This is a genomic window from Pseudocitrobacter cyperus (assembly GCF_039889165.1).
Classification (GTDB): Bacteria; Pseudomonadota; Gammaproteobacteria; order Enterobacterales; family Enterobacteriaceae; genus Pseudocitrobacter; species Pseudocitrobacter cyperus.
This window is the reverse complement of sequence record NZ_JAYMYY010000004.1, coordinates 240,331-262,269: the sequence shown is the minus strand read 5'-3', so window position 1 is coordinate 262,269 and position 21,939 is coordinate 240,331. Positions and strand designations below refer to the sequence as shown.

Below are 21,939 nucleotides of genomic sequence, written 5' to 3'. Positions count from 1 at the left end.
TTTTATCTGTCAGTCGTGGCTGACGGTATTAGCTTCGATATACGCAAAATTAATGTCTTCGCCGAGACCCGGCCCCTGCGGCAGATGCACAAAGCCCTCTTCGTCCATCGGGTCGACGAGAGTGTTCAGGTAAGCCGCTGGCTCATCGTAGTTGAGGAACGGATGCAGCAGGCCGCGCTCGTACCAGCGGCAGTTACGAATCGCCCCCACCACCGCCAGGCTCGCTGCGCCGTTGCCGTGGACTTCGCAATCCATGCCGAAGGATTCCGCCAGCGCCGCCACTTTCATGGTTGGCGTGATACCGCCCACGCCGTTAGCTCCGGCGCGCAGAATGTCGCAGGCGCCGGCTTTCACCCAGTCGGCGCGGCTGTGGTGTTTACCGCCAAAGCTTTCCGGGCCAATCACCGGAATAGAGAGATTTTCCGCAAGCCAGGCGTAAGACGACATGCTGTCCTCTTCCATCGGCTCTTCAAACCAGGCGAAGTTGAGTTTTTCCAGTTCCTTGCCGATCCACAGCGCTTCGGTACGGCTGTACCAGTGATAGCCGTCGATCATCAAATCAATGTCCGGCCCCACCGCTTCACGCACGGCGGCGCAGGCTTTGATATCCATTTTCGGGTTCGGCGCGAAAGAGACCGGCGGCATCCAGGTGTGCAGTTTGATGGCCTTATAGCCCCGCGCCACCAGGGTTTGTGCGAACGCCGCATACTCTTCCGGCGTGGAAAGACCGCCCTCCAGATCGTCGCCGCACATGGTGCTGCCGTAGGCAGGCACTTTGTCGCGAAAGCCGCCCAACAGCTTATAAACCGGCATATTGAGTTTACGACCGATCAAATCCCACAGCGCCTGCTCGACAAACGACAGCGCGCGTTCGGTCAGTTGATGCGCGCTGCCGCGCTGCCAGTGCGCCAGATCCTGCCAGATGCGTTCGCGATTAAACGGATCCTGGCCTACCAGCACCTTACGGAAAAAAGTGTTTACCACAAACGGGCGCACCACTTCCGGCGGGGCGAAGGCGTACCCTTTCGTGCCGTCATCGGCGGTAATCGAAAGCATCGCCATTTTCGCCAGGCTCTCCGCCCCCGGATGAGAGTGCCCCGCGCTGTCGGCGACCCGGCGCGTAGGGTATTGAAATACAGTGACGTTTACGGATTCAATTTTCATTATGTGTCCTTAGTACAGCAAGCAAATTGGCATTACCGATGCCACACCCCTGTGGCTCACACTGTCCGGCAAGCCGGTTTTAAGTAATTGAAAAAGCGTTTCACTGACTAATCTAAGCACAAAATATGAGCCGTGCCTCGGACAAATCCCGCTAACGGTAGGTTGTTTTTTGGGCATAAGCACGAGGGTGCGTGACTGTTTTCACAAAAGAAGGGAGAAATGTGAGGGGGATCGTGACGAGAAAAAGTAAAACCGGCGAGGTAAAACTCGCCGGGGAAACGGGTCAGGCGATGGTCACTTTGCCATCAAGGTAAACATCCTGTACGGCGTTGATTAACTGCACCCCGTCGGACATCGATTTCTTAAAGGCTTTGCGCCCCAGAATCAGCCCCATCCCGCCCGCGCGTTTGTTTATCACCGCCGTGCGTACCGCATCGGAGAGGTCGTTCTCGCCGCCTGCCGCACCGCCGGAGTTAATCAGCCCGGCGCGGCCCATATAGCAGTTCGCCAGTTGGTAGCGCACGAGATCAATCGGGTTTTCGCTGGTGAGTTTGCTGTAGACGCGATCGTCCGTATAGCCAAAGTTCACCGCTTTATAGCCGCCGTTATTCTCGGCCATTTTCTGTTTCACAATATCCGCGCCGATGGTGGCGGCCAGATGGTTCGCCTGACCGGTCAGGTCGGCGGAAACGTGGTAATCCACCCCATCTTTCTTGAACGCCGGGTTACGCAGGTAAGCCCACAGAACCGTAACCATCCCCAGTTCATGTGCACGCTCGAAGGCGGCGGAAATTTCTTCAATCTGGCGGCGCGACTCTTCCGAACCGAAATAGATAGTCGCCCCCACGGCCACCGCACCTAAATTAAATGCCTGCTCGACGCTTGCGTACAGCGTCTGATCAAAGGTGTTCGGGTAGCTCAGGGTTTCGTTGTGGTTGAGTTTGACCAGGAATGGAATGCGGTGCGCATAACGACGGGAGACCGAAGCCAGCACGCCATACGTTGACGCAACGCAGTTACACCCGGCTTCAATCGCCAGTTCAACAATATTTTTCGGGTCAAAATAGAGCGGGTTGGCGGCAAACGACGCCCCGGCCGAGTGCTCCACACCCTGATCAACCGGCAGAATGGAGAGATAACCCGTTCCCGCCAGACGTCCGGTATTATAGAGGGTCTGCATGTTTCGCAGCACCGCTGGCGGACGGTTATTGTCCGTCATCACCCGGTCAACGTAATCATGGCCTGGCAGGTAGAGTTGATCGGCTGGAATGGTCATACAACGATGCTGTAAAAGGCTGTCGGCGTCTTTGCCAAGCAACTGCGCAATATCAGTCATAGCTATGCTCCCGTAATGCCAACGTCGTGTCGGCGTGAATTTCCCGCCCGAAATTTTTGGGCAGCAATAAGTCTGGTCGCTCAACGGCGATTTTTCCATTTAGCAGCCATTTTTTAAGCGCAATCTGCTGGCACGATTCATGGACGGTAAAGTGTTACATCGGTCAACTTTCCACCTTAAAGGTATTTAAAAGGTATTACATGATGGTATTGTCTATACGTACCTTACCTGTCATGAAGGATTTAAAGATGAAAACTACAGTAAAGCTGTCGTTCATGATGTTCATTGAGTGGTTTATCTGGGGCGCGTGGTTTGTGCCTTTGTGGCTATGGCTGAATAAAAGCGGGTTTACGGCCGGAGAGATCGGCTGGTCTTACGCCTGCACCGCAATTGCGGCGATCCTCTCACCGATTCTTGTTGGTTCGCTGACTGACCGCTTCTTTTCCGCGCAGAAAGTGCTGGCTGTGCTGATGTTTGTCGGTGCGATACTGATGTATTTTGCCGCACAGCAAACCACCTTCAGCGGATTTTTCCCGCTGCTGCTGGCCTATTCGCTCACCTATATGCCAACCATTGCCCTGACCAACAGTATTGCGTTTGCCAATGTTCCCGACGTGGAGCGTGACTTCCCGCGTATTCGCGTTATGGGCACCATTGGCTGGATAGCCTCCGGCCTGGTTTGCGGCTTCCTGCCACAAATGATGGGTTATGACGATATCTCCCCAACCAATGTCCCGCTGCTGATCACTGCCGGTAGCTCGATGCTGTTGGCGGTGTTTGCGTTGATCCTGCCGGATACGCCACCGAAGAGCACCGGCAAACTGAATCTGAAAGTGATGCTGGGGTTAGATGCCTTAATCCTGCTGCGCGATAAAAACTTTCTCGTCTTTTTCTTCTGTTCTTTCCTGTTTGCCATGCCGCTGGCGTTCTACTACATCTTCGCCAATGGTTATCTGACAGAAGTCGGTATGCAAAACGCCACCGGCTGGATGACGCTCGGCCAGTTCTCTGAAATCTTCTTTATGCTGGCGCTGCCTTTCTTCACCAAACGCTTTGGTATCAAAAAGGTGTTATTACTTGGTCTTATTACGGCCGCGATTCGATATGGCTTTTTCGTTTACGGCGGCGCCGAGCAATACTTCACCTACGCCCTGTTGTTCCTTGGTATTCTGCTGCACGGCGTCAGTTACGATTTCTACTACGTTACCGCCTATATCTATGTCGATAAAAAAGCCCCGCCGCATATGCGCACTGCCGCACAAGGGCTTATCACCCTCTGCTGCCAGGGCTTCGGCAGCCTGCTTGGCTACCGCCTGGGCGGCGTGATGATGGAAAAAATGTTTGCTTATCAAGAGCCGGTGAATGGGTTGACCTTCAACTGGGCAGGAATGTGGGGCTTCGGCGCCATCATGATAGCCGTTATCGCCGTGCTGTTTATGCTGTTCTTTCGCGAGTCGGATAAAGAGATCACCGCCATTACGGTGCAAAACGACCCACGCGACACTGCACTGACACAAGGGGAAGTGAAATGAAGACACAACGTATTCTTGGTGCGCTCTATGGACAGGCGCTGGGGGATGCCATGGGCATGCCGTCAGAGTTATGGCCGCGTTCACGCGTAAAAGCGCACTTTGGCTGGATCGACCGCTTCCTGCCGGGGCCGGCGGAAAACAACGCCGCCTGTTACTTTAATTGCGCAGAGTTTACTGACGATACGTCGATGGCACTCTGCCTTGCCGATGCCATTTTGCAACGCGAAGGGCAGATTGACCCGGATCTCATTGGCCGCAACATTCTGGCGTGGGCGGAGGGCTTTGATGCCTTCAATAAAAATGTGCTGGGGCCTACCTCTAAAATCGCCCTTAACGCCATTCGTGATGGCAGGCCGGTGAGTGAACTGGAAAATAACGGCGTCACCAACGGCGCGGCGATGCGCGTCTCGCCGCTTGGTTGTTTGCTGCCTATAGGTAGCCTCGATCATTTTATTAATGAGGTCGCGCTCGCCTCCAGCCCGACGCATAAGTCCGATCTCGCGGTAGCCGGCGCGGTTGTCGTGGCGTGGGCGATTTCCCGCGCTATTGAGGGCGATGACTGGCAGAGCATTGCTGATTCACTGCCCCCAGTCGCCCGCCATGCACAGGAAAAACGTATCACCACATTCAGCGCCTCGCTCGCCGCACGGCTGGAGCTGGCGCTACATATCGTGCGCAACGCTGGCGGTACTGAATCCGCCAGCGAGCAGCTTTACCAGGTTGTCGGCGCAGGCACCAGCACCATCGAATCGATTCCCTGCGCTATCGCCATGGTTGAACTGGCACAGGGCGACCCAAACCGCTGCGCGATTTTGTGCGCCAACCTTGGCGGCGATACAGACACCATCGGCGCGATGGCCACCGCCATTTGTGGCGCTCTGGGCGGCATCTCGGCCATCGACCCGAAACTCAAACAACAACTGGATGACGTTAATCAGCTCGACTTCACCCGCTATGCCACCGCGCTCGCGCACTATCGCGAGCAACGGGAGGTATCATGACCCTGGCGCAGCAGTTAACCACCCTGGGCAACCAGCGGCCAATTACCGTCGTCGGCGCGGCGGTGATCGATGTGATTGCCGACGCTTATGCCCTTCCCTGGCGCGGTTGCGATATCGAACTGCAACAGCAGGGCGTCAACATTGGCGGCTGTGCGCTGAATATCGCCGTCGCCCTTAAACGGCTGGGCATGCAGGCCAGTAATGCGCTGCCGCTGGGTCAGGGCGTATGGGCAGAGATCATCCGCAATAATCTCTCCCGCGAAGGGTTAGTGAGTTGCCTTGATGATGTGCAGGGCGATAACGGCTGGTGCCTGGCGCTGGTTGAACCGGATGGCGAACGGACGTTTATGTCGTTCAGCGGCGTGGAAAATTTGTGGAATCCTGACTGGCTGGCGCAGCTTACTGTGGCGCCACACAGCCTGATTTCGCTTTCAGGTTATCAACTCTCCTCGCCCTGTGGCGAGGTGCTGGTGAGCTGGCTGGAAAGCTTAACCGGGGTGACGCCGTTTATTGATTTTGGCCCACGCATTGCCGATATTCCCGATGCATTAATGCAGCGGATTATGGCCTGCAAACCGATTATTTCCCTGAATCGTCAGGAGGCAGAGATTGCCGCTGCGCGCTTTAATTTACCAATGGAACCCCGGCAACTGGGATCAGCGTGGCTGGAGACGTTCGCCACACCGCTAATTGTACGGCACGATAAAGAGGGCGCATGGTATTTCAGTCAACAGGAACAGGGGCTGGTCGCCCCCTTCCCGGTCGTGGTTGCCGATACCATTGGCGCAGGAGATAGTCACGCCGGCGGCACGCTGGCTGGTCTGGCATCGGGCTGGACGCTAAGCGAATCGGTACGGCTGGGCAACGCGGTGGCATCCTGGGTCGTCGCTCATCGAGGCGGTGATTGCAGCCCAACCCGCGACGAACTACTCCTCGCACACAAAGACGTATAAATCACTGCGGCAGTGGCTGATGCTGTATTCAATCGGCCGCTGCTGCTGATCGAGCGCCACCTGTTTGATCACCAGAACGGGGATCTTTTCATCCATTTTGATATGCGACTGAAATTCAACATCTGGCATTCGGGCGCTGACGCGAGAGCATGTACGCTGTGGGAAAATATGCTGACTACGAAAATAGTCGTACAGAGAAATACCGATGGCATCAACATCATGGATTAACTGCGCAGGCACCCATGATTCTTCGATAGAGACCGCTTCATCATCCACATAGCGGATCCGCTTGAGAAGAAAAACATCACTTTGCGGGGCGACGGCCAGTTGTGTCGCCACCTCTTCCGGGCAGGGAACAACTCTTTTGTTAACCCATAGCGTGTCCGGCTTTTTGCCGCGCAGCACCACCTGCTGAGAGAAACCGCGCGCCTCTTTCAAAGAATATTCAAAAATATTATTGATTTGCGTACCATAGCCACGCGCTCGGGTCACTACGCCTTCATCCTCCAGCGTCTGCATCGCCTTGCGTACTGTAATGCGTGACACACCGGTTAACTGACTCAGGTCGCGCTCGCCGGGCAAAATATTGCCGTGCTCCAGCACACCGTTGCGCACGGCATTTTTTACCGTTTCAGCAAACTTAAGGTAGAGCGGCATATTATCGCCCGCGGCAATTCGCTCATTGAGCTGCGCAATCAACCGGGTATGTGCTTGTTCCATTTATCTTTCTCTGCAATAGGCCCCAGGCCAGTATAGCCCGGAAGAGTACGCTCTGGCAGAGGAAATAGCAGTGAACATTACCACCAGGCATGGAAATGGTGCACCGGGCCAATCCCGCTGCCGACCTCCAGCGTATCGGCCTGCGCCAGCGCGGCGGAGAGCCAGGTTTTAGCTTCCAGCACCGTGTCACCCCAACTGCGATGACGCGGACGTAGCGCCGCCAGCGCGGCAGAGAGCGTACAACCGGTACCGTGGGTGTTTTTAGTCTGTACGCGCGGCGCGGTAAAACGCTGTTCACCCTCGCGGGTAAAGAGCCAGTCAGGACTTTCGGCATCATCCAGATGACCGCCCTTCATCAACACGGCACCACACCCCATAGTCAGCAGCGCGCGTCCCTGTTCGAGCATCTCCCGTTCGTTGCGCGCATGGGGAACATCCAGCAACGCCGCGGCTTCCGGCAGGTTTGGCGTGATTAACGAGACCTGGGGCAGCAGGCGTTTACGCAGAGTTTCCACCGCTGCCGGGGATAACAGCGCATCGCCGCTTTTCGCCAGCATTACCGTATCCAGCACCACGTTTTCCACACGGTGGCGCTGCAAACGCTCCGCCACGGCTTCCACAATATCCGTTTCCGCCAGCATGCCGATTTTGGTGGTATCAATGCGCACATCGTTAAAGACTGAATCCAGTTGCGCCGCGACAAAATCGGGTTCAATACGGTAGACCGACTGCACTCCATGCGTATTTTGCGCCACCAGCGCCGTGATCACCGAACAGCCGTATGCGCCCAGCGCCGAGAACGTTTTCAGATCAGCCTGAATCCCCGCACCGCCGCTTGGGTCAGTACCGGCTATCGTTAATGCGTTAATCCGTTTCATGCCAGCGCCTCCCCGTTGAGTGCATACAGCGCATCGAGGAAAGCCGGGGTAAAACTGCCAGGCCCCTTCCCTGCGGCGGCCTGTGCGCCCGCCCGCTTCATAAAGGCGCAGGCGGCAGCAACATTATCGAGCCTGTCGCCCGGCAGCGCACAACTCGCGGCAACCACCGCCGATAGCGCGCATCCGGTTCCAACCACGCGAGTCATCAGCGGATCGCCGCCCGTAACGGCGACAACACGTTGACCATCAGTGATGTAATCCACTTCGCCCGTCACCGCCACAATGGTGTTGATCTGACGCGCCAGCGCCTGTGCGGCAGGCAGTGCCGCGGCCGCAGTGTCGGTTGTGTCCACGCCGCGCCCGCCCGCGCTGATTCCGGCAAGCGCCATAATTTCTGAGGCGTTAGCGCGAATAGCGGCAGGTTTTAACTTTAAAAGTTGCTGACAAAATTCCGTGCGCAGCGTCAACGCGCCCACCGCCACCGGGTCAAGCGCCCAGGGTTTGCCTGACTGGTTCGCACTCAGCGCGGCGGCATGCATTGCCTGCGCGCGCGGCTGAGTCAGCGTACCGACGTTTATCAACAGCGCATCGGCAATCGCAGAGAACTGCGCGGCTTCCTGCGCATCGATCACCATCGCGGGCGATGCCCCCAGGGCAAGCAGAACATTGGCGGTAAAGGTCTGCACGACATCGTTAGTCATACAGTGAACCAGGGGGGCGTGTTGGCGGAAAAGATGTAGCGAATGCGCAATTTGCGCGGGACTAAGCGGCTCTGCTTGCATGGTTTGCTCCTGCCAGGACGTTCAGAAGCAATGACCGGATGGTCTCTGACTTCCCTACGCTGGCATTATCCAGATCAGGTGGTACGGGTTTTTCTCAGCCTTCACAAAGAAGGGCACCCCGAGTCATTTAAAATCAGTGTCGATAGTAATGCCCGCAGATCGTCTTGTAAACGGCAAAAGCCCAACACCACGGGCATTAGCGCTCTTTTACGATTTTTGGCGCATCAGGAATGCTCGCGAGATCGATTTCAAGTTCATCCCCGGTTTTCGGCAACCATACCCCAACCGTGAAGCCGCCCCATACCTGCAGGCGCAATTGCGCTCTGCGCCCCCGGAAAGCGACTTTCATTATCGAAGGTGAAAAAGTAGGATGGAGCACAAACCACGCGAAATCGCCGAGCGCCACACGCTCTGCGCTATCTGCCTCAACGATCAGCGCAACGTTAACCCAGTTTTGTCGTTTCGAAGCCGAGAACGCCGCCGCGATCCGAAAACCGCCCTGCCTCGCTTCCCCGCCAAAACGCCCCTTGTTGGGATCATCATCCGGGCCTGGCGGGCGCCTGAACGCGGGGAGATCGATAGCGTCATCAGGGCCAACAGAGAACCAGGATGAGGAAGTCACCTTATCGTAATCTTCCGGGGGATGAGCCGGTGAGTTGTCCTTGCCGATGATCTCTATCTGGCCTGCACTTACCCTACCTTCGAATATGACGAGGGTATCCTGGGTGCGAAGCCTACCAGACGGATTCCTGTGGGGAACCAGCAGGTGATGTTCTTTTAATGCGGCCTGATCCCGGGCGAGCCATGTGAATGTAGGGCCCGCGCCCCGTTGCAGCGGAAGCTCCCTGTGCCAGCGATTATAAAGACGATAAAACCGCTTCACCGCGGGGGATATCTTCCCGCTACTGCTTTTAGCAAGGTAATCGGATATTCCTAAGGCCATCTCAGCAAACAACTGATTCGTATAGCGAAAATAGGGAGAGCCGGCAACCTGGGCTTGCGCCAGGTACGTAATTGCCTGCTCAACCGTCTTCTCCAGAGAGGCCGTCGACGCGTTGCTGGCCGTGCTCAGCGTCAGGCTGGCACGAATGACATGCGCCTCAAACGCCCAACTGGCGCGCTCAACCAGCGCGTCTGCCCAGGCAAGATCGATACTCTGAAATATGTCCGGAAAGCGAATCGCCAGCAGACCGACCAGCATTGCCCGCCAGGGATCCGCATCATCGCGCAGCAATGTCCAGCGATCGCTCAGGCCAGGAATATCATCACGAACAGCGGTAGCATCAGCCGAAGTCCCGGCGTCCAGGGTGCGGATGAGCGCCCGTAGACGTGGGTCGACAGGCAGAATACTAAGCTCGATATCTGCGGCTGAAAACGGTGGGGCGACAAGCACAATTTTCGTTCCTCCCTGATAGAGCGGAAGCAGACATCTCTCAATACGCACCCCCTCGCTGGAAGCCGAGAGCCTGACGCGCTGCCCGGCCCAGGGATTACGCAAGGGATCGGCAGGTATTTCGATTTCCAGCCGCCCGGGAAATAACGCCATACGCGATTGGCCGCTGAAGAGACCAAAGGTTTCACGCCCGTTTTTCTCCTCGGATAGTCCAATAGAAAGACGTATTTTCTTGCGGGAAATGTCAGGAGCAACATTCGATAAGTGTTCAGATACCAAATCACTTTCCCGGGAGCGACTGGCTGTCTCGCTCTCATCGGCATCAAATATCCTCCACATAGACTGAAGTTGCTGGTTCATCGATGGTGGGACTTCCGCTACCGTCTGCTGACTGGTCGAATCAAAAAAGCTCGTCTTACTGCCAGATGAAGAGAGCGCAGTAAACGAAGGCAGCACCACGCTGTTGACTCTCCCTTCTTCTACCTGAAACACAACAGATTGCGGCGATACGCCCGCCGGGCTTATCTCAGCCGAATAGATACCGGATTTCAGATCATCCTGCCGAAAGATACGATTGTCAGGCGTGGCGACCCAGTCGGCGATAGTTTCCCCCTCCCCGGTGATCCTGACCGTTCCAACCGATAAATCACCGGGAGCTTCGAAGTGCAGCGTTGTTTTCATGGCACAGTTACCCATTGATCAAACAAGGGCTCCTTGGGCTGGAGCAATAAGGTGTAGTGGTTATTGTCCCTGACGGCAATGGCATAAAGCGCCTCCAGCCCCGGCGGAACAGTCGTCGCCCACGCACCGGCATTTCCCGCCGCCCGAGTCTGTAACCACGGTGAAGCCGGGTCATTCTTCGGGCTGATGATGAAGGCATAATCCTGCATTCGCTCCGGCGGATCCGTGATGACAATAAGCGGCAACCTGAATTGGGTAGCGTCGGGAAAAACGACAGGAAGCATGTCCGTTTGAGCAACGGCGTAGTAAGGCTCAAACGGCAGGTCTTCCCAGTGCCCAAAGAAGACGCGACGCAGTGATTTCAGGTCGTCGAGGAGATCGCGACAACTGACGCTCCACCTGCCACGCCGCCATCGGGCCGACGATCCGCTCAGGCCTTTCAGCACGGCCTGAGTGAATCGCCCGAATCTGAGATCGCTGTCCGCTGCCTCGGCACCTTCATACGCCAGCGCCTTTTCCGCAGCCGCACAAAGGAGTGCGACACGATTGTGCGTCGCCCCCGCAGGGGAAACGTTGAAAAAGCGACAATCCTGTACTCTCCTTTCTAATTCCAGCTCGGGAACATATTCGCCACAGGAGTCCGAAAACATGACTGCGCTGGCGACCGTGGGCATTTTCCTGAGCGAATAGGCAAGAAGGCTGACATTGACGTGCGTCCAGATATTCCGGGCAGCTTTATTCAGATCGTCCAGAAACAGTATCGGCTGCTGGAGGTGAGAAGCGCCATGCCCACAGCAATAAAAAAACGCAGTACACCCCTCGTCAGAGAGTCGTTCGATCCACTTTTCCCCCCTGTCCATAACGTTACTGTAATTTGCTGCGTCGACGGGGCCTTGCGTCCAGGCGTATCTGTTTTCCCCCGGAGCCGGGTCTGATATTAATACTTCCAGCGTTGCGAGAGGTGCTGCCAGCCTGTCCTTGTTGTCGACGAGCCAGTCACACATGAGTTTGGCACTGTCTGCGGCGCTGGGGATATCAGGAACGCCTCGAAGCTTTTCATAGACCCCCTGCGCAGCAGCAGGATAATGCCCAACGCCGATGACGAAAGCATGGGTCTTTGGGCCGACAATGGGACGATCCAGTATTAGCGTCATTGAAAACCTCACAGAACCTGTAATGCCTGAAGGCGCACGCGTGAACGGGCGTAAAATTGTGGTCGTTGAAAATATTTAGAATGTGCTTCCGCGACGCCAGTAATGGAATTGAATACCAGATCCTCCACGCCCTGGAACAGGGGTTTTGCTTTGAATGCTAAAGGATCAATGGGGTCGAAAACATTAAGCCAGTGTTTTACGCAATCGGGTTTACGGATGAGTGGGTTTTTAGCCAGCACATCGAGTGACATAAATAAACCGGGCTGTGAACCGACCGTTAAAAGCGCATCAATCTTGAGATCTGCGGGCAGACCTGCCGCTGCCGGTTCAATCAACATATCGACGAGGATGACCCCGCCCATACTGTGCCCGATAACCACGAGGGGGCCCTTTTCCGCTTTTGCCGCCTCATAAGCGCTGATCAATGCCTGGCCTATTTCATTGCGAATGTCATTTCGCCGCGACCCATTTTTGAGATAGACAAAGACGTCACCGAAGAATTGCCCGATCGCAGGAGAGAGTTTGCCCCGAACAGCGCCAAAACCAAGCGTTGAGGCTGCATTGCGCACACGGTCAGTTGCATTTTCAACGGCCTCCTGGATACTGCTGATAATGCCAAAAGGGTTAGCAGGACTCTCTTTTTTCAACTGGCTGGCAAGGGTACCAGGGCTGAGATCACCGGCAAATACGCTGCTGGCCGTTTCTGTCGCAATCAGTTTCGTTGCCCTGCGAAAGACGGAGATCTCCTCCGGGGTGAACTCGGCGCAATTCTGCTCTGCTTTATCAGCAATTTCGGAGCAAATTGCATCCAGTGCCGCCACGGGATCCTGAATACCTATCGCACCAATAGAAATAGCAGAGTCGCCATTTTTGGCGTTACCATTTCCAGCGAGCCCCCCGCCCATTACCATGGATTTACCTATATTCAGAGCGTAGGTATCACTCCCTTTATTTGTCATAAAAACATCAGGATTAATTTCCGGAATATACTTTCCCCACATCGGAGAATGGATTCTGAGAGGGTCATTGTCAAAAAGCAGAGTCTGGAAAAGTTTATCCCGGTTACGCACCGCAGTGCGATACTCCTGAGTATCACGCGTTGCGACGCCATGCACGAACACTAATTGCGCCATACATCCTCCCACCCGTTTTTTTTGAGTGTAGATGATACAAAAAAAACTGATGTGGGGTATTCACTGCGACGCTATAAATAAAAACAACAACAGCTTCAAAATCATTTAATTAAAAAATCAGCGCACAGAAAATATATTAATATTTAAGTCTAAAGTATTAGTAGATGCCCCTGTTAATAACGCGCTACACAAACCATTTTTCATTGCAAGCATGCGACCCAACTTAACGGTTATTCAATCCCCAGGACGGCGTGATGGCCGGGAGCTAGCCCCGGCGCAGCATCAGCGCTTCGCAGCGCTCTTTTACCGCGGCATACAGTAACCGCACCGCAGGCGAAAGCTGCTTGCGATGCGGGCAGATCATATTCAGCGGGACACAGTCACCCTCATAGCCCGGTAGCAGCAGTTTCAGCCGCCCTTCAAACACATCTTCGCTGACGTCGAGCCAGGATTTATTGGCCACGCCTTCCCCGGCAATTGCCAGACGGCGGATCACCTCTGCGTCATCACTGATGATTGTGCCGTTGACCTGAATTTCGTGCGTTTCCCCCCTCGCCGTGAGCGTCCAGCGGTCAAATAACCGGCCGCGCAGCACATAAGTCAGCGCATCGCACTTTTCCAGTTCGGCGGGCGTTTCAGGCTCGCCGTGCTGTGCTATCCACGCGGGTGAAGCCACCAGTACCCGGCGGTTATCGGGCGCAACGGGCAGAGCAACATAAGAGGCATCATCATTGGTGCCGTAGCGAAACGCCACGTCGACCGGATCTTTAAACACATCAGTGACCTGATCGGAGAAAAGTATGCGCAGCTTCAGCGCCGGGTGGCGTTCGCGGAACTGACGGAAAATACCAAGCAGCAGATTGCGTCCTAAATCAGAGGGCACCGCAATTTGCAGCGTGCCGCGAATTTCATCATCCGGCGTCTGAATCTGCTGCAGACCGGCCTGCATCGTTTCCAGCATCTGCGTTGCGTAAGGCAGCCAGGTTTCGCCTTCCGGCGTTAAGCGCAGGCTACGCGTGGAGCGGGCAAACAGACGAATATTGAGCGCCGTTTCCAGGCGTTTAATGGCGGAACTCACCTGTGCCGGAGGCAACCCGGCCTCGCGTGCCGCTTCGCTGAAACTGCTTAACGCCGCCGCACGCACAAATAGGGTTAAATCTTCCAGCCTGAACATTTTCACTCCTCAACGATAAGTCCTGTCACCGTGAACACATTTTTTCAGCAAATATCACCAGATAATATCATTCTTATAATTTATCCAACATCACAGAGGTTGATATGAAAGCAATTGCGATTACTCAGGCTGCCGGCGCGCAGAGCAACATTGATGCATTAGAAGAAATTACGCTGCCCGTCCCTACGGCTAAAGGTCACGATTTGCTGGTCGAAGTGAAAGCTATCTCCGTTAACCCGGTCGACACCAAAGTACGCGCCGGTTTTAGCGGTGATACACCGCGCGTTCTCGGCTGGGACGCAGTGGGTGTGGTGAAAGCGGTCGGCGAAAGCGTCACCCTGTTTAACGCGGGTGATGAAGTCTGGTACGCCGGTGCGTTGACGCGACCGGGCAGCAACAGTGAGTTCCAGTTGGTCGATGAGCGTATTGTCGCCCGCAAGCCACGGTCGCTGGATAACGTATCCGCCGCCGCCCTGCCGCTGACCTCCATTACCGCCTGGGAGTTACTGTTCGACCGCCTCGGTGTTCAGGAACACGGCAATGAAGGCGATGTGCTGCTGATCGTCGGTGCCGCGGGTGGTGTGGGCTCCATTCTCACCCAGCTCGCGCGTAAGCTCACCAAAATGACCGTTATCGGTACGGCGTCACGCCCGGAAACGCAGAAATGGGTGGCGGACGCGGGGGCGCATTACGTTATCGATCACAGTAAACCTATTGCCGAAGAACTGGTTCGCATTGGCATTCCGGCGGTGACGCACGTCGCCAGTCTGACGCATACGGATAAGCACTATTTGCAGTTGATTGAAGCCCTCGCCCCACAAGGTAAGCTTGCGTTAATCGACGATCCTGAAACGCTGGATGCGCGCCCCTTAAAAACCAAAAGTATCTCGCTGCACTGGGAGTTCATGTATACCCGCTCGATGTTTGAAACGCCGGACATGATAGCCCAGCACCAGTTGCTGACCCGCGTGGCGACACTGATTGACGACGGTGTGATTAAAACCACGCTGGGTGAAAAACTGGGCACGATCAGCGCCGAAAATATTCGGCAGGCGCATCGCCAGTTAGAGACGGGCAGGACGATGGGTAAACTGGTGCTGGAAGGGTTCTGAGGCGGCGCTGTTACAATTTTTACTAAAAAACCGATTCTGTGATACAAAAGAGGCTCGATCTGCCTGTTAATTTTAAGAGAAAAAGGCAGACTCTCCCCTGAGCATTCTGGTTATCGTTGGAGATAGAATGGGTAAATGTAGATTATGGCTTCTGGCTGGCCTGATGGCCGCCGGAACCGCCTTCGCCGCGCCGGGTAGCGGTATTCAGAAGTATGAACTGAAAGAGTTTGTCGCCGATTTCACCCACTTTAACATCGGGGACGCTGTGCCGGAGATGTACCGTACCGATCAGTACAACATCAAGCAGTGGCAGCAGCGTAACCTGCCCGCCCCCGCAGCCGGGACGCACTGGACTTACATGGGTGGGAACTACGTGCTGATTTCCGACACGGACGGGAAAATCAGTAAAGTGTATGACGGTGAAATCTTCTATCACCGGTAATGAAATGGGCGCATAACCCGCAAAGGTTATGCGCCAGTAGAGTTAAACCGCGCGGAAGGCGATTTCGCCGGGAATAACTTCACCCTGCCAGTAGAGCTGAGCGGCTGTCAAATCAGCCAGTTGGCGATAAATCTGCGTAAATTCACTGTCCGGGCGGTTCACCACCGTCGGCGTGCCTTTGTCGAGATCTTCACGCAGGCTGATGTGCAGCGGCATCTGACCAAGCAACTGTGTATGGTATTTCTCTGCCAGTTTCTCCGCACCACCGGTACCGAAGATGGGCTCGTGATGACCACACTGGCTGCAAATATGCATGCTCATGTTTTCCACGACACCCAGCACCGGCACTTCAACTTTCTCAAACATCACGATACCTTTTTTGGCATCGATAAGCGCGATGTCCTGCGGCGTCGTCACGACAACCGCACCAGTAACCGGAATATTTTGCGCCAGCGTCAACTGAATGTCGCCGGTGCCCGGCGGCATATCCAGCACCAGGTAATCGAGATCGGGCCACAATGTTTCCTGAAGCATCTGCATCAGCGCCTTGCTGGCCATCGGGCCGCGCCACACCATCGCGTTTTCATCAGTAACCAGGTATCCGATTGAGTTCGTCGCCAGCCCATAAGCCATAATCGGCGCCATATGAGTGCCGTCCGGCGAGGTTGGACGCTGGTTTTCCGCCCCAAGCATGGTTGGAATGGAAGGGCCATAAATATCAGCATCAAGAATACCGACTTTCGCCCCTTCCGCCGCCAGCGCCAGCGCCAGATTGACCGCGGTAGAGGATTTCCCTACCCCGCCCTTCCCGGAACTCACGGCAATGATGTTTTTCACACCATTGATACCGGGCTGATTTTTAACGCGTTTCAGCGTCGCGATGTTATGGGTTAGCTTCCAGTCAATGGCATTCGCACCGGTAATGCGCAGAAGATCGGCACTGCATTGCTCTTTTAGCTCTTCAAACGCGCTGCTCCAGACAAACGGCATCTGCAGCTCAATGTGCACGGTGCCATCCAGCAGCGTGACGTGATGCAGCGCCTTCAGCGTGGTGAGATTATGCTTCAACGTGGGGTGCTGAAAATTAGCCAGCGTCCCGGCAACCATCGCGCGCAGGCGCTCGGGGGATGTGGCCTGGGATTGAGAACTCATCCCGACTCCTTTGTTCTTGTGAATAAAACTTTGTTGATCAAGTTTACCTGAAAGGCCATGGTTTGTGCTTACTTAATATTGCCCCTTTTGGTAATATCAGAAGCCCTTTTCACACTATAAGAAGTAATGTTCACTATGACTCAAGTCGCGAAGAAAATTCTGGTAACGTGCGCTTTGCCGTATGCTAACGGCTCAATCCACCTCGGTCACATGCTGGAGCACATCCAGGCTGATGTCTGGGTTCGTTACCAGCGAATGCGCGGCCACCAGGTTAACTTCATCTGCGCGGACGATGCTCACGGCACGCCGATCATGCTGAAAGCTCAGCAGCTTGGGATTACCCCGGAGCAGATGATTGCCGAAATGAGTCAGGAACATCAGACCGATTTTGCTGGCTTCAACATTAGCTATGACAACTACCACTCGACGCACAGCGACGAGAACCGTGAGCTGTCAGAGCTTATTTATGGCCGTCTGAAAGAGAATGGTTTTATCAAAAACCGCATCATCTCTCAGCTTTACGATCCGGAAAAAGGCATGTTCCTGCCAGACCGCTTCGTAAAAGGCACCTGCCCGAAATGTAAATCACCGGATCAGTACGGCGATAACTGTGAAGTGTGCGGCGCGACCTATAGCCCAACTGAGCTTATCGAGCCGAAGTCCGTAGTATCGGGCGCCACGCCGGTGATGCGTGAATCCGAACACTTCTTCTTTGATCTGCCGTCCTTTAGCGAGATGCTGCAGGCGTGGACCCGCAGCGGCGCGCTGCAGGAGCAAGTGGCGAACAAAATGCAGGAGTGGTTCGAGTCCGGCCTGCAACAGTGGGATATCTCCCGCGATGCGCCGTACTTCGGCTTCGAAATCCCGAATGCGCCGGGCAAATACTTCTATGTCTGGCTGGACGCGCCAATCGGCTATATGGGTTCTTTCAAAAACCTGTGCGACAAACGCGGCGACACCACCAGCTTTGATGACTACTGGAAGAAAGATTCCGATGCCGAGCTGTATCACTTCATCGGTAAAGATATTGTCTACTTCCACAGTCTGTTCTGGCCGGCCATGCTGGAAGGCAGTAACTTCCGTAAACCGACCAACCTGTTCGTTCATGGTTATGTGACGGTGAATGGTGCCAAGATGTCCAAATCGCGCGGCACCTTCATTAAGGCCAGCACCTGGCTGAATCACTTTGACGCTGACAGCCTGCGCTACTACTACGCCGCCAAGCTCTCTTCGCGTATTGATGATATCGACCTTAACCTGGAAGATTTTATTCAGCGCGTCAATGCCGACATCGTGAACAAAGTGGTCAACCTGGCATCGCGTAACGCGGGCTTTATCAACAAACGTTTTGATGGCGTACTGGCGGCAGAACTGGCTGACCCGGCACTGTACAAAACCTTCACCGACGCCGCTGCCGTGATTGGCGAAGCGTGGGAGAGCCGTGAATTTGGTAAAGCCATTCGTGAAATTATGGCGCTGGCGGATCTCGCCAACCGCTATGTTGACGAACAGGCACCGTGGGTTGTGGCGAAACAGGAAGGTCGCGATGCCGACCTGCAGGCGATTTGCTCAATGGGCATCAACCTGTTCCGTGTGCTGATGACATACCTGAAACCGGTACTGCCATCCCTGAGTGAGCGTACTGAAGCGTTCCTTAATACCACGCTTGAGTGGGATGCCATTGCCCAACCGCTGCTGTCGCATAAAGTGAATCCGTTCAAAGCGCTCTACAACCGCATTGAGACTAAACAGGTTGAAGCGCTGGTTGAAGCGTCGAAAGAGGAAGTGAAAGCGGCTGCCGCACCGGTTAGCGGCCCGCTGGCAGAGGATCCAATTCAGGAAACCATCACTTTTGACGATTTCGCTAAAGTCGATATGCGCGTGGCGTTGATTGAAAACGCAGAGTTTGTTGACGGTTCCGATAAATTGCTGCGCCTGACGCTGGATCTCGGCGGCGAGAAACGCAATGTCTTCTCCGGCATTCGTTCCGCCTATCCTGAACCCGAGGCGCTGATTGGCCGCCTGACGGTGATGGTAGCGAACCTGGCACCGCGTAAAATGCGCTTTGGTATCTCTGAAGGGATGGTGATGGCCGCAGGCCCTGGCGGGAAAGATATCTTCCTGTTAAGCCCGGACGACGGTGCGAAGCCAGGTCAACAGGTGAAATAAGCTTCACATAAAAGCGCTGCTCCGGCAGCGCTTTTTTTATGGGGCGGGAATATCCCGAACCCGGTGTGGCGGGCGAGAGAAGCGCCCGGAACAAACGTTCAGGTTTGCGAACGCGTAATCAGCCCTTCGCCGCATGCTCACGCACTGCCAGGCCGCGCAGGAAATAGCGCAGGAACTGGTCGCCGCATTCGCGGAAATTTTTATGGTCAGGCGCGCGCATCATGGCGGTAATTTCCGGCATTGAAACGCGGAATTTCTGCTCGGTCAGAATGGCGAGGATATCGTCCGTTTTCAGGGAAAACGCGATACGCAACTTCTTGAGCATAATGTTGTTATTCACGCGACGCTCAACCGCCAGCGCGGGCGCGGATTCATCACGGCCGCGTTTTTCGTAAATCAGCCCGTTCAGGAAGCAGGACAGCATAATATCCGGGCAGCGTACAAACCCCTCTTCATCTTCTTTGCGCAACCAGGGAGCCAACTGCTCTGCGGTGACCACGGTGTCGCCCAGCGCAAAAATACGCAGCAGATCTTGATTGTTCATTTTCAGGATGTAGCGCACGCTACGTAAAATATCGTTACTGACCATAATGCCTTCGGTGATGAAAATTGCGGTCGGCTAGTTTAGCACGATTTACAGCCCTAACGCCTCTTTCAGGCTCTTTAAGTAGCGGCGGCTGACCGGTACGGTCTGCCCGTTACGCAGCAGTAATTCAGCCTGACCATTGTCTTCCAGGCGAATTTCCTGAAGATGCGCCATGTTCACCAGATACTGGCGATGGCAGCGCAATAGCGGCGTGCGCTGCTCCAGCGTGCGTAAGGTGAGTTCGGTAAAGCCCTCTTTTCCTTCGTGGCTAGTCACATAAACCCCGCTCATTCTGCTGCTGACAAACGCGACTTCATCCATCTGCAATAGCCAGATGCGGCTGTGGCCGGAACAGGGAATAAACTTCAGCGCTGCCTGGTTTTCGGTCAGCGCGGAGATGTTCTGAACGGTGCGATCCTGGCGTAAACGTGTCAGCGTTTTCTCCAGCCGAATCTCTTCAATCGGCTTGAGGAGATAATCAAACGCATGCTCTTCAAAAGCTTTCACCGCGTACTCATCAAAGGCCGTGAGAAAAACGATATAAGGACGATGCGCTGGATCAAGCATGCCGACCATCTCCAGCCCGCTGATGCGCGGCATTTGTATATCGAGGAAAAGCACGTCCGGATGCAGCTTGTGCACCGCGCCAATGGCTTCAACCGCATTGCCGCACTCACCGACAATCTCGACATCCGGCTGCGCCTGCAACAGTACCCGCAAATTTTCCCGCGCTAACGGTTCATCATCGACAATCAGCACTTTAATCATGCGTTCTCCTCCAGAGGCAGCCTTAGGGTGATACGGGTAAATATCTCAGGTTCACAGGCCACGCTGATGCCGCAGTCGTCGCCAAAACGCGCGCGTAACCGCTTATCCACCAGACTCATCCCGAGCCCGCTGGCCTGTGCATCGGGTTGAAAGAGCCCGGCGTTGTCTTCAATGGCCAGCAGCAGATGTTGCCCATGACGGCTGGCGTTAATACGGATTTCCCCCACCCCCAGAAGCTGTGAGGTGCCGTGCTTAATCGCATTCTCTACGATCGGTTGCAGGGTAAAAGCCGGTAGCCGCAGATGCGACAACTCATCCGGGACAAACAGTTGAACCTGTAAATTGGCCTGAAAGCGCGCCTTCTCAATTTGCAAATAAGCGTTCACATGCTCAATTTCATCGGCAAGGGTGACAATCTCCGAGGGCCGTTTCAGGTTTTTACGGAAAAAGGTGGAAAGATACTGCACCAGTTGGCTCGCCTGCTCGCTGTCGCGGCGAATCACTGCTTTTAGCGTATTCAGAGCATTAAACAGAAAATGGGGGTTGACCTGGGCATGCAGCAGTTTGATTTCCGACTGGGTCAGCAGCGCTTTTTGTCGCTCATACTGCCCGGCCAGGATCTGCGCCGAAAGAAGCTGCGCTATCCCCTCGCCCAGAGTGCGGTTGATTGAGCTAAAGAGGCGATTCTTCGCTTCATAAAGCTTAATGGTGCCAATCACCCGCTGGTTTTCTCCCCGCAGAGGAATAACCAGCGTCGAACCAAGTTTGCATTGCGGATGAATTGAGCAACGATACGGCACTTCATTACCATCGGCATAGACCACTTCGCCGGTCTCAATCGCCTTCAGGGTATAGCGGGAAGAGATCGGTTTGCCCGGCAGGTGATGATCCTCACCGATGCCGGTAAACGCCAGCAGGCGCTCACGATCGGTTATCGCCACGGCGCCGATGTCCAGTTCCTGAATCAACACCTGCGCGACTTTCATACTGTTCTCTTCATTAAAGCCCTGCCGGAGTATCCCCTCGGTCGAGGCTGCTACTTTCAGCGCCGTCGCGGAAAACGCGGAAGTGTACTTCTCAAACATCGCCCGCTTATCAAGCAAAATGCGCATAAAGAGCGCCGCGCCAACGGTATTCGTCACCATCATCGGCGCAGCGATACTCTGTACCAGATTCAGGGCATCTTCGAACGGGCGGGCGATCAGCAGAATAATCAGCATCTGCACCAGTTCAGCAATAAAGGTGATGGCGCCAGCAGTCCATGGGCTAAAGACTTTATCCGGGCGGCCCCATTTCACCAGCAGACTGTGAACCAGCCCGCCCAACAACCCCTCGACGATAGTTGAGATCATGCAACTTAACGCCGTCATGCCGCCCATCGAATAGCGATGCAGGCCGCCGGTTAACCCAACCAGCCCACCGACAACAGGCCCGCCAAGCAGTCCGCCCATTACCGCGCCGATGGCGCGCGTATTCGCAATGGAGTCTTCAATGTGCAGGCCAAAGTAGGTGCCGAGGATACAAAAAATAGAGAACGTGACGTAGCACAAAAGCTTGTGCGGCAGGCGTACAGTCACCTGCATTAACGGGATGAACAGGCGCGTCTTACTCATCAACCACGCGATGACCAGAAACACACACATCTGCTGAAGCAGCAGCAACACCAGATTAAATTCGTACATACCCGCAAACCACAAGACCAATGAAGCTGCGTAACATACACCGACTGGCCATAACTTTCTTTGAAGCTATGCAAAAAAAGATGAAATAGCGGCCAGTATCACACTTTTAAAACTCCCCGGGTTAAGC

Annotated in this window: 19 protein-coding genes and 1 riboswitch; of the genes, 6 read left to right on the top strand and 13 right to left on the bottom strand. The window is 54.9% G+C overall.

Features of this window, described 5'->3' with window-relative positions:
* Nucleotides 1-9: 9 nt before the first annotated feature.
* On the bottom strand, nucleotides 10-1,164 hold the full coding sequence (locus tag VSR74_RS15070; RefSeq protein WP_347795466.1) for a mandelate racemase family protein: 1,155 nt from the start codon (nucleotides 1,162-1,164) through the stop codon (nucleotides 10-12).
* A 283-nt stretch (nucleotides 1,165-1,447) separates the two neighbouring features.
* Entirely contained in the window at nucleotides 1,448-2,500 is a 1,053-nt protein-coding gene (fbaB, locus tag VSR74_RS15065; protein ID WP_347795465.1) for a class I fructose-bisphosphate aldolase, read from the bottom strand.
* A gap of 248 nt (nucleotides 2,501-2,748) precedes the next feature.
* Here fbaB and VSR74_RS15060 point away from each other — a divergent pair, with 248 nt between their 5' ends.
* From VSR74_RS15060 to VSR74_RS15050, 3 genes are read left to right on the top strand one after another with little or no spacing between them, the layout of a single operon-like run.
* Nucleotides 2,749-4,032, top strand: coding sequence for a nucleoside permease (locus VSR74_RS15060; protein ID WP_347795464.1), 1,284 nt, complete (start codon nucleotides 2,749-2,751; stop codon nucleotides 4,030-4,032).
* On the top strand, nucleotides 4,029-5,033 hold the full coding sequence (locus tag VSR74_RS15055) for an ADP-ribosylglycohydrolase family protein (protein WP_347795463.1): 1,005 nt from the start codon (nucleotides 4,029-4,031) through the stop codon (nucleotides 5,031-5,033). Before VSR74_RS15060 ends, VSR74_RS15055 begins: the two co-directional genes overlap by 4 nt.
* Nucleotides 5,030-5,986: a PfkB family carbohydrate kinase gene (locus VSR74_RS15050; RefSeq protein ID WP_347795462.1), complete on the top strand. Its 957-nt coding sequence runs from the start codon at nucleotides 5,030-5,032 to the stop codon at nucleotides 5,984-5,986. Before VSR74_RS15055 ends, VSR74_RS15050 begins: the two co-directional genes overlap by 4 nt.
* Here the strand turns inward: VSR74_RS15050 and VSR74_RS15045 are convergent.
* The 7 genes from VSR74_RS15045 to VSR74_RS15015 all read right to left on the bottom strand — a co-directional run bounded on the left by VSR74_RS15045 (nucleotide 5,960) and on the right by VSR74_RS15015 (nucleotide 13,901).
* Complete coding sequence (locus VSR74_RS15045; protein ID WP_347795461.1) at nucleotides 5,960-6,706, bottom strand: GntR family transcriptional regulator; 747 nt, start codon at nucleotides 6,704-6,706, stop codon at nucleotides 5,960-5,962. The genes VSR74_RS15050 and VSR74_RS15045 overlap by 27 nt on opposite strands.
* 77 nt (nucleotides 6,707-6,783) lie before the next feature.
* A complete protein-coding gene (gene thiD / locus VSR74_RS15040; protein ID WP_347795460.1) occupies nucleotides 6,784-7,584 on the bottom strand; it encodes a bifunctional hydroxymethylpyrimidine kinase/phosphomethylpyrimidine kinase in 801 nt (266 codons plus the stop codon).
* The gene (thiM, locus tag VSR74_RS15035) at nucleotides 7,581-8,366 is read right to left on the bottom strand and encodes a hydroxyethylthiazole kinase (protein ID WP_347795459.1); all 786 of its coding nucleotides are present in this window, start codon (nucleotides 8,364-8,366) and stop codon (nucleotides 7,581-7,583) included. The genes thiD and thiM overlap by 4 nt, the downstream gene beginning before the upstream one ends.
* A gap of 34 nt (nucleotides 8,367-8,400) precedes the next feature.
* Nucleotides 8,401-8,497, bottom strand: a riboswitch (TPP riboswitch).
* 65 nt (nucleotides 8,498-8,562) lie between these two features.
* Nucleotides 8,563-10,440: a pYEATS domain-containing protein gene (locus VSR74_RS15030; protein ID WP_347795458.1), complete on the bottom strand. Its 1,878-nt coding sequence runs from the start codon at nucleotides 10,438-10,440 to the stop codon at nucleotides 8,563-8,565.
* Nucleotides 10,437-11,594, bottom strand: a complete 1,158-nt coding sequence (locus VSR74_RS15025) for a hypothetical protein (protein WP_347795457.1) — start codon at nucleotides 11,592-11,594, stop codon at nucleotides 10,437-10,439. Before VSR74_RS15025 ends, VSR74_RS15030 begins: the two co-directional genes overlap by 4 nt.
* 8 nt (nucleotides 11,595-11,602) lie before the next feature.
* Nucleotides 11,603-12,664, bottom strand: a complete 1,062-nt coding sequence (locus VSR74_RS15020; protein WP_347795456.1) for an alpha/beta fold hydrolase — start codon at nucleotides 12,662-12,664, stop codon at nucleotides 11,603-11,605.
* 328 nt (nucleotides 12,665-12,992) lie between these two features.
* Entirely contained in the window at nucleotides 12,993-13,901 is a 909-nt protein-coding gene (locus tag VSR74_RS15015) for a LysR family transcriptional regulator (RefSeq protein ID WP_347795455.1), read from the bottom strand.
* Between the two features lie 104 nt (nucleotides 13,902-14,005).
* Between VSR74_RS15015 and VSR74_RS15010 the strand changes: the two genes are divergently transcribed.
* On the top strand, nucleotides 14,006-15,013 hold the full coding sequence (locus VSR74_RS15010) for a zinc-binding alcohol dehydrogenase family protein (protein ID WP_347795454.1): 1,008 nt from the start codon (nucleotides 14,006-14,008) through the stop codon (nucleotides 15,011-15,013).
* 127 nt (nucleotides 15,014-15,140) lie between these two features.
* Nucleotides 15,141-15,455, top strand: coding sequence for an RcnB family protein (locus VSR74_RS15005; RefSeq protein ID WP_411914259.1), 315 nt, complete (start codon nucleotides 15,141-15,143; stop codon nucleotides 15,453-15,455).
* Nucleotides 15,456-15,497: 42 nt separating this feature from the next.
* Here VSR74_RS15005 and apbC read toward each other — a convergent pair whose 3' ends face one another.
* The gene (gene apbC / locus VSR74_RS15000) at nucleotides 15,498-16,607 is read right to left on the bottom strand and encodes an iron-sulfur cluster carrier protein ApbC (RefSeq protein ID WP_347795453.1); all 1,110 of its coding nucleotides are present in this window, start codon (nucleotides 16,605-16,607) and stop codon (nucleotides 15,498-15,500) included.
* Between the two features lie 135 nt (nucleotides 16,608-16,742).
* On the opposite strand from apbC, the gene metG reads away from it, so the two are divergent.
* A complete protein-coding gene (metG, locus tag VSR74_RS14995) occupies nucleotides 16,743-18,776 on the top strand; it encodes a methionine--tRNA ligase (RefSeq protein ID WP_347795452.1) in 2,034 nt (677 codons plus the stop codon).
* A gap of 118 nt (nucleotides 18,777-18,894) precedes the next feature.
* Here the strand turns inward: metG and VSR74_RS14990 are convergent, their stop codons facing one another.
* From VSR74_RS14990 to VSR74_RS14980, 3 genes are read right to left on the bottom strand one after another with little or no spacing between them, the layout of a single operon-like run.
* Nucleotides 18,895-19,365 carry a YehS family protein gene (locus VSR74_RS14990; RefSeq protein ID WP_347795451.1) on the bottom strand — a complete coding sequence of 157 codons (471 nt, stop codon included), beginning with the start codon at nucleotides 19,363-19,365 and terminating at the stop codon, nucleotides 18,895-18,897.
* A gap of 45 nt (nucleotides 19,366-19,410) precedes the next feature.
* Complete coding sequence (btsR, locus tag VSR74_RS14985; RefSeq protein WP_347795450.1) at nucleotides 19,411-20,130, bottom strand: two-component system response regulator BtsR; 720 nt, start codon at nucleotides 20,128-20,130, stop codon at nucleotides 19,411-19,413.
* On the bottom strand, nucleotides 20,127-21,812 hold the full coding sequence (locus tag VSR74_RS14980; RefSeq protein WP_347795449.1) for a sensor histidine kinase: 1,686 nt from the start codon (nucleotides 21,810-21,812) through the stop codon (nucleotides 20,127-20,129). Before VSR74_RS14980 ends, btsR begins: the two co-directional genes overlap by 4 nt.
* Between the last annotated feature and the right edge of the window lie 127 nt (nucleotides 21,813-21,939).

What these genes read in the sequence shown, in the direction of transcription:
- VSR74_RS15070 (WP_347795466.1), bottom strand. Translation starts at nt 1,164, where the DNA reads ATGAAAATTGAATCCGTAAACGTCACTGTATTTCAATACCCTACGCGC.
- fbaB (WP_347795465.1), bottom strand. Translation starts at nt 2,500, where the DNA reads ATGACTGATATTGCGCAGTTGCTTGGCAAAGACGCCGACAGCCTTTTA.
- VSR74_RS15060 (WP_347795464.1), top strand. Translation starts at nt 2,749, where the DNA reads ATGAAAACTACAGTAAAGCTGTCGTTCATGATGTTCATTGAGTGGTTT.
- VSR74_RS15055 (WP_347795463.1), top strand. Translation starts at nt 4,029, where the DNA reads ATGAAGACACAACGTATTCTTGGTGCGCTCTATGGACAGGCGCTGGGG.
- VSR74_RS15050 (WP_347795462.1), top strand. Translation starts at nt 5,030, where the DNA reads ATGACCCTGGCGCAGCAGTTAACCACCCTGGGCAACCAGCGGCCAATT.
- VSR74_RS15045 (WP_347795461.1), bottom strand. Translation starts at nt 6,706, where the DNA reads ATGGAACAAGCACATACCCGGTTGATTGCGCAGCTCAATGAGCGAATT.
- thiD (WP_347795460.1), bottom strand. Translation starts at nt 7,584, where the DNA reads ATGAAACGGATTAACGCATTAACGATAGCCGGTACTGACCCAAGCGGC.
- thiM (WP_347795459.1), bottom strand. Translation starts at nt 8,366, where the DNA reads ATGCAAGCAGAGCCGCTTAGTCCCGCGCAAATTGCGCATTCGCTACAT.
- VSR74_RS15030 (WP_347795458.1), bottom strand. Translation starts at nt 10,440, where the DNA reads ATGAAAACAACGCTGCACTTCGAAGCTCCCGGTGATTTATCGGTTGGA.
- VSR74_RS15025 (WP_347795457.1), bottom strand. Translation starts at nt 11,594, where the DNA reads ATGACGCTAATACTGGATCGTCCCATTGTCGGCCCAAAGACCCATGCT.
- VSR74_RS15015 (WP_347795455.1), bottom strand. Translation starts at nt 13,901, where the DNA reads ATGTTCAGGCTGGAAGATTTAACCCTATTTGTGCGTGCGGCGGCGTTA.
- VSR74_RS15010 (WP_347795454.1), top strand. Translation starts at nt 14,006, where the DNA reads ATGAAAGCAATTGCGATTACTCAGGCTGCCGGCGCGCAGAGCAACATT.
- VSR74_RS15005 (WP_411914259.1), top strand. Translation starts at nt 15,141, where the DNA reads ATGGGTAAATGTAGATTATGGCTTCTGGCTGGCCTGATGGCCGCCGGA.
- apbC (WP_347795453.1), bottom strand. Translation starts at nt 16,607, where the DNA reads ATGAGTTCTCAATCCCAGGCCACATCCCCCGAGCGCCTGCGCGCGATG.
- metG (WP_347795452.1), top strand. Translation starts at nt 16,743, where the DNA reads ATGACTCAAGTCGCGAAGAAAATTCTGGTAACGTGCGCTTTGCCGTAT.
- VSR74_RS14990 (WP_347795451.1), bottom strand. Translation starts at nt 19,365, where the DNA reads ATGGTCAGTAACGATATTTTACGTAGCGTGCGCTACATCCTGAAAATG.
- btsR (WP_347795450.1), bottom strand. Translation starts at nt 20,130, where the DNA reads ATGATTAAAGTGCTGATTGTCGATGATGAACCGTTAGCGCGGGAAAAT.
- VSR74_RS14980 (WP_347795449.1), bottom strand. Translation starts at nt 21,812, where the DNA reads ATGTACGAATTTAATCTGGTGTTGCTGCTGCTTCAGCAGATGTGTGTG.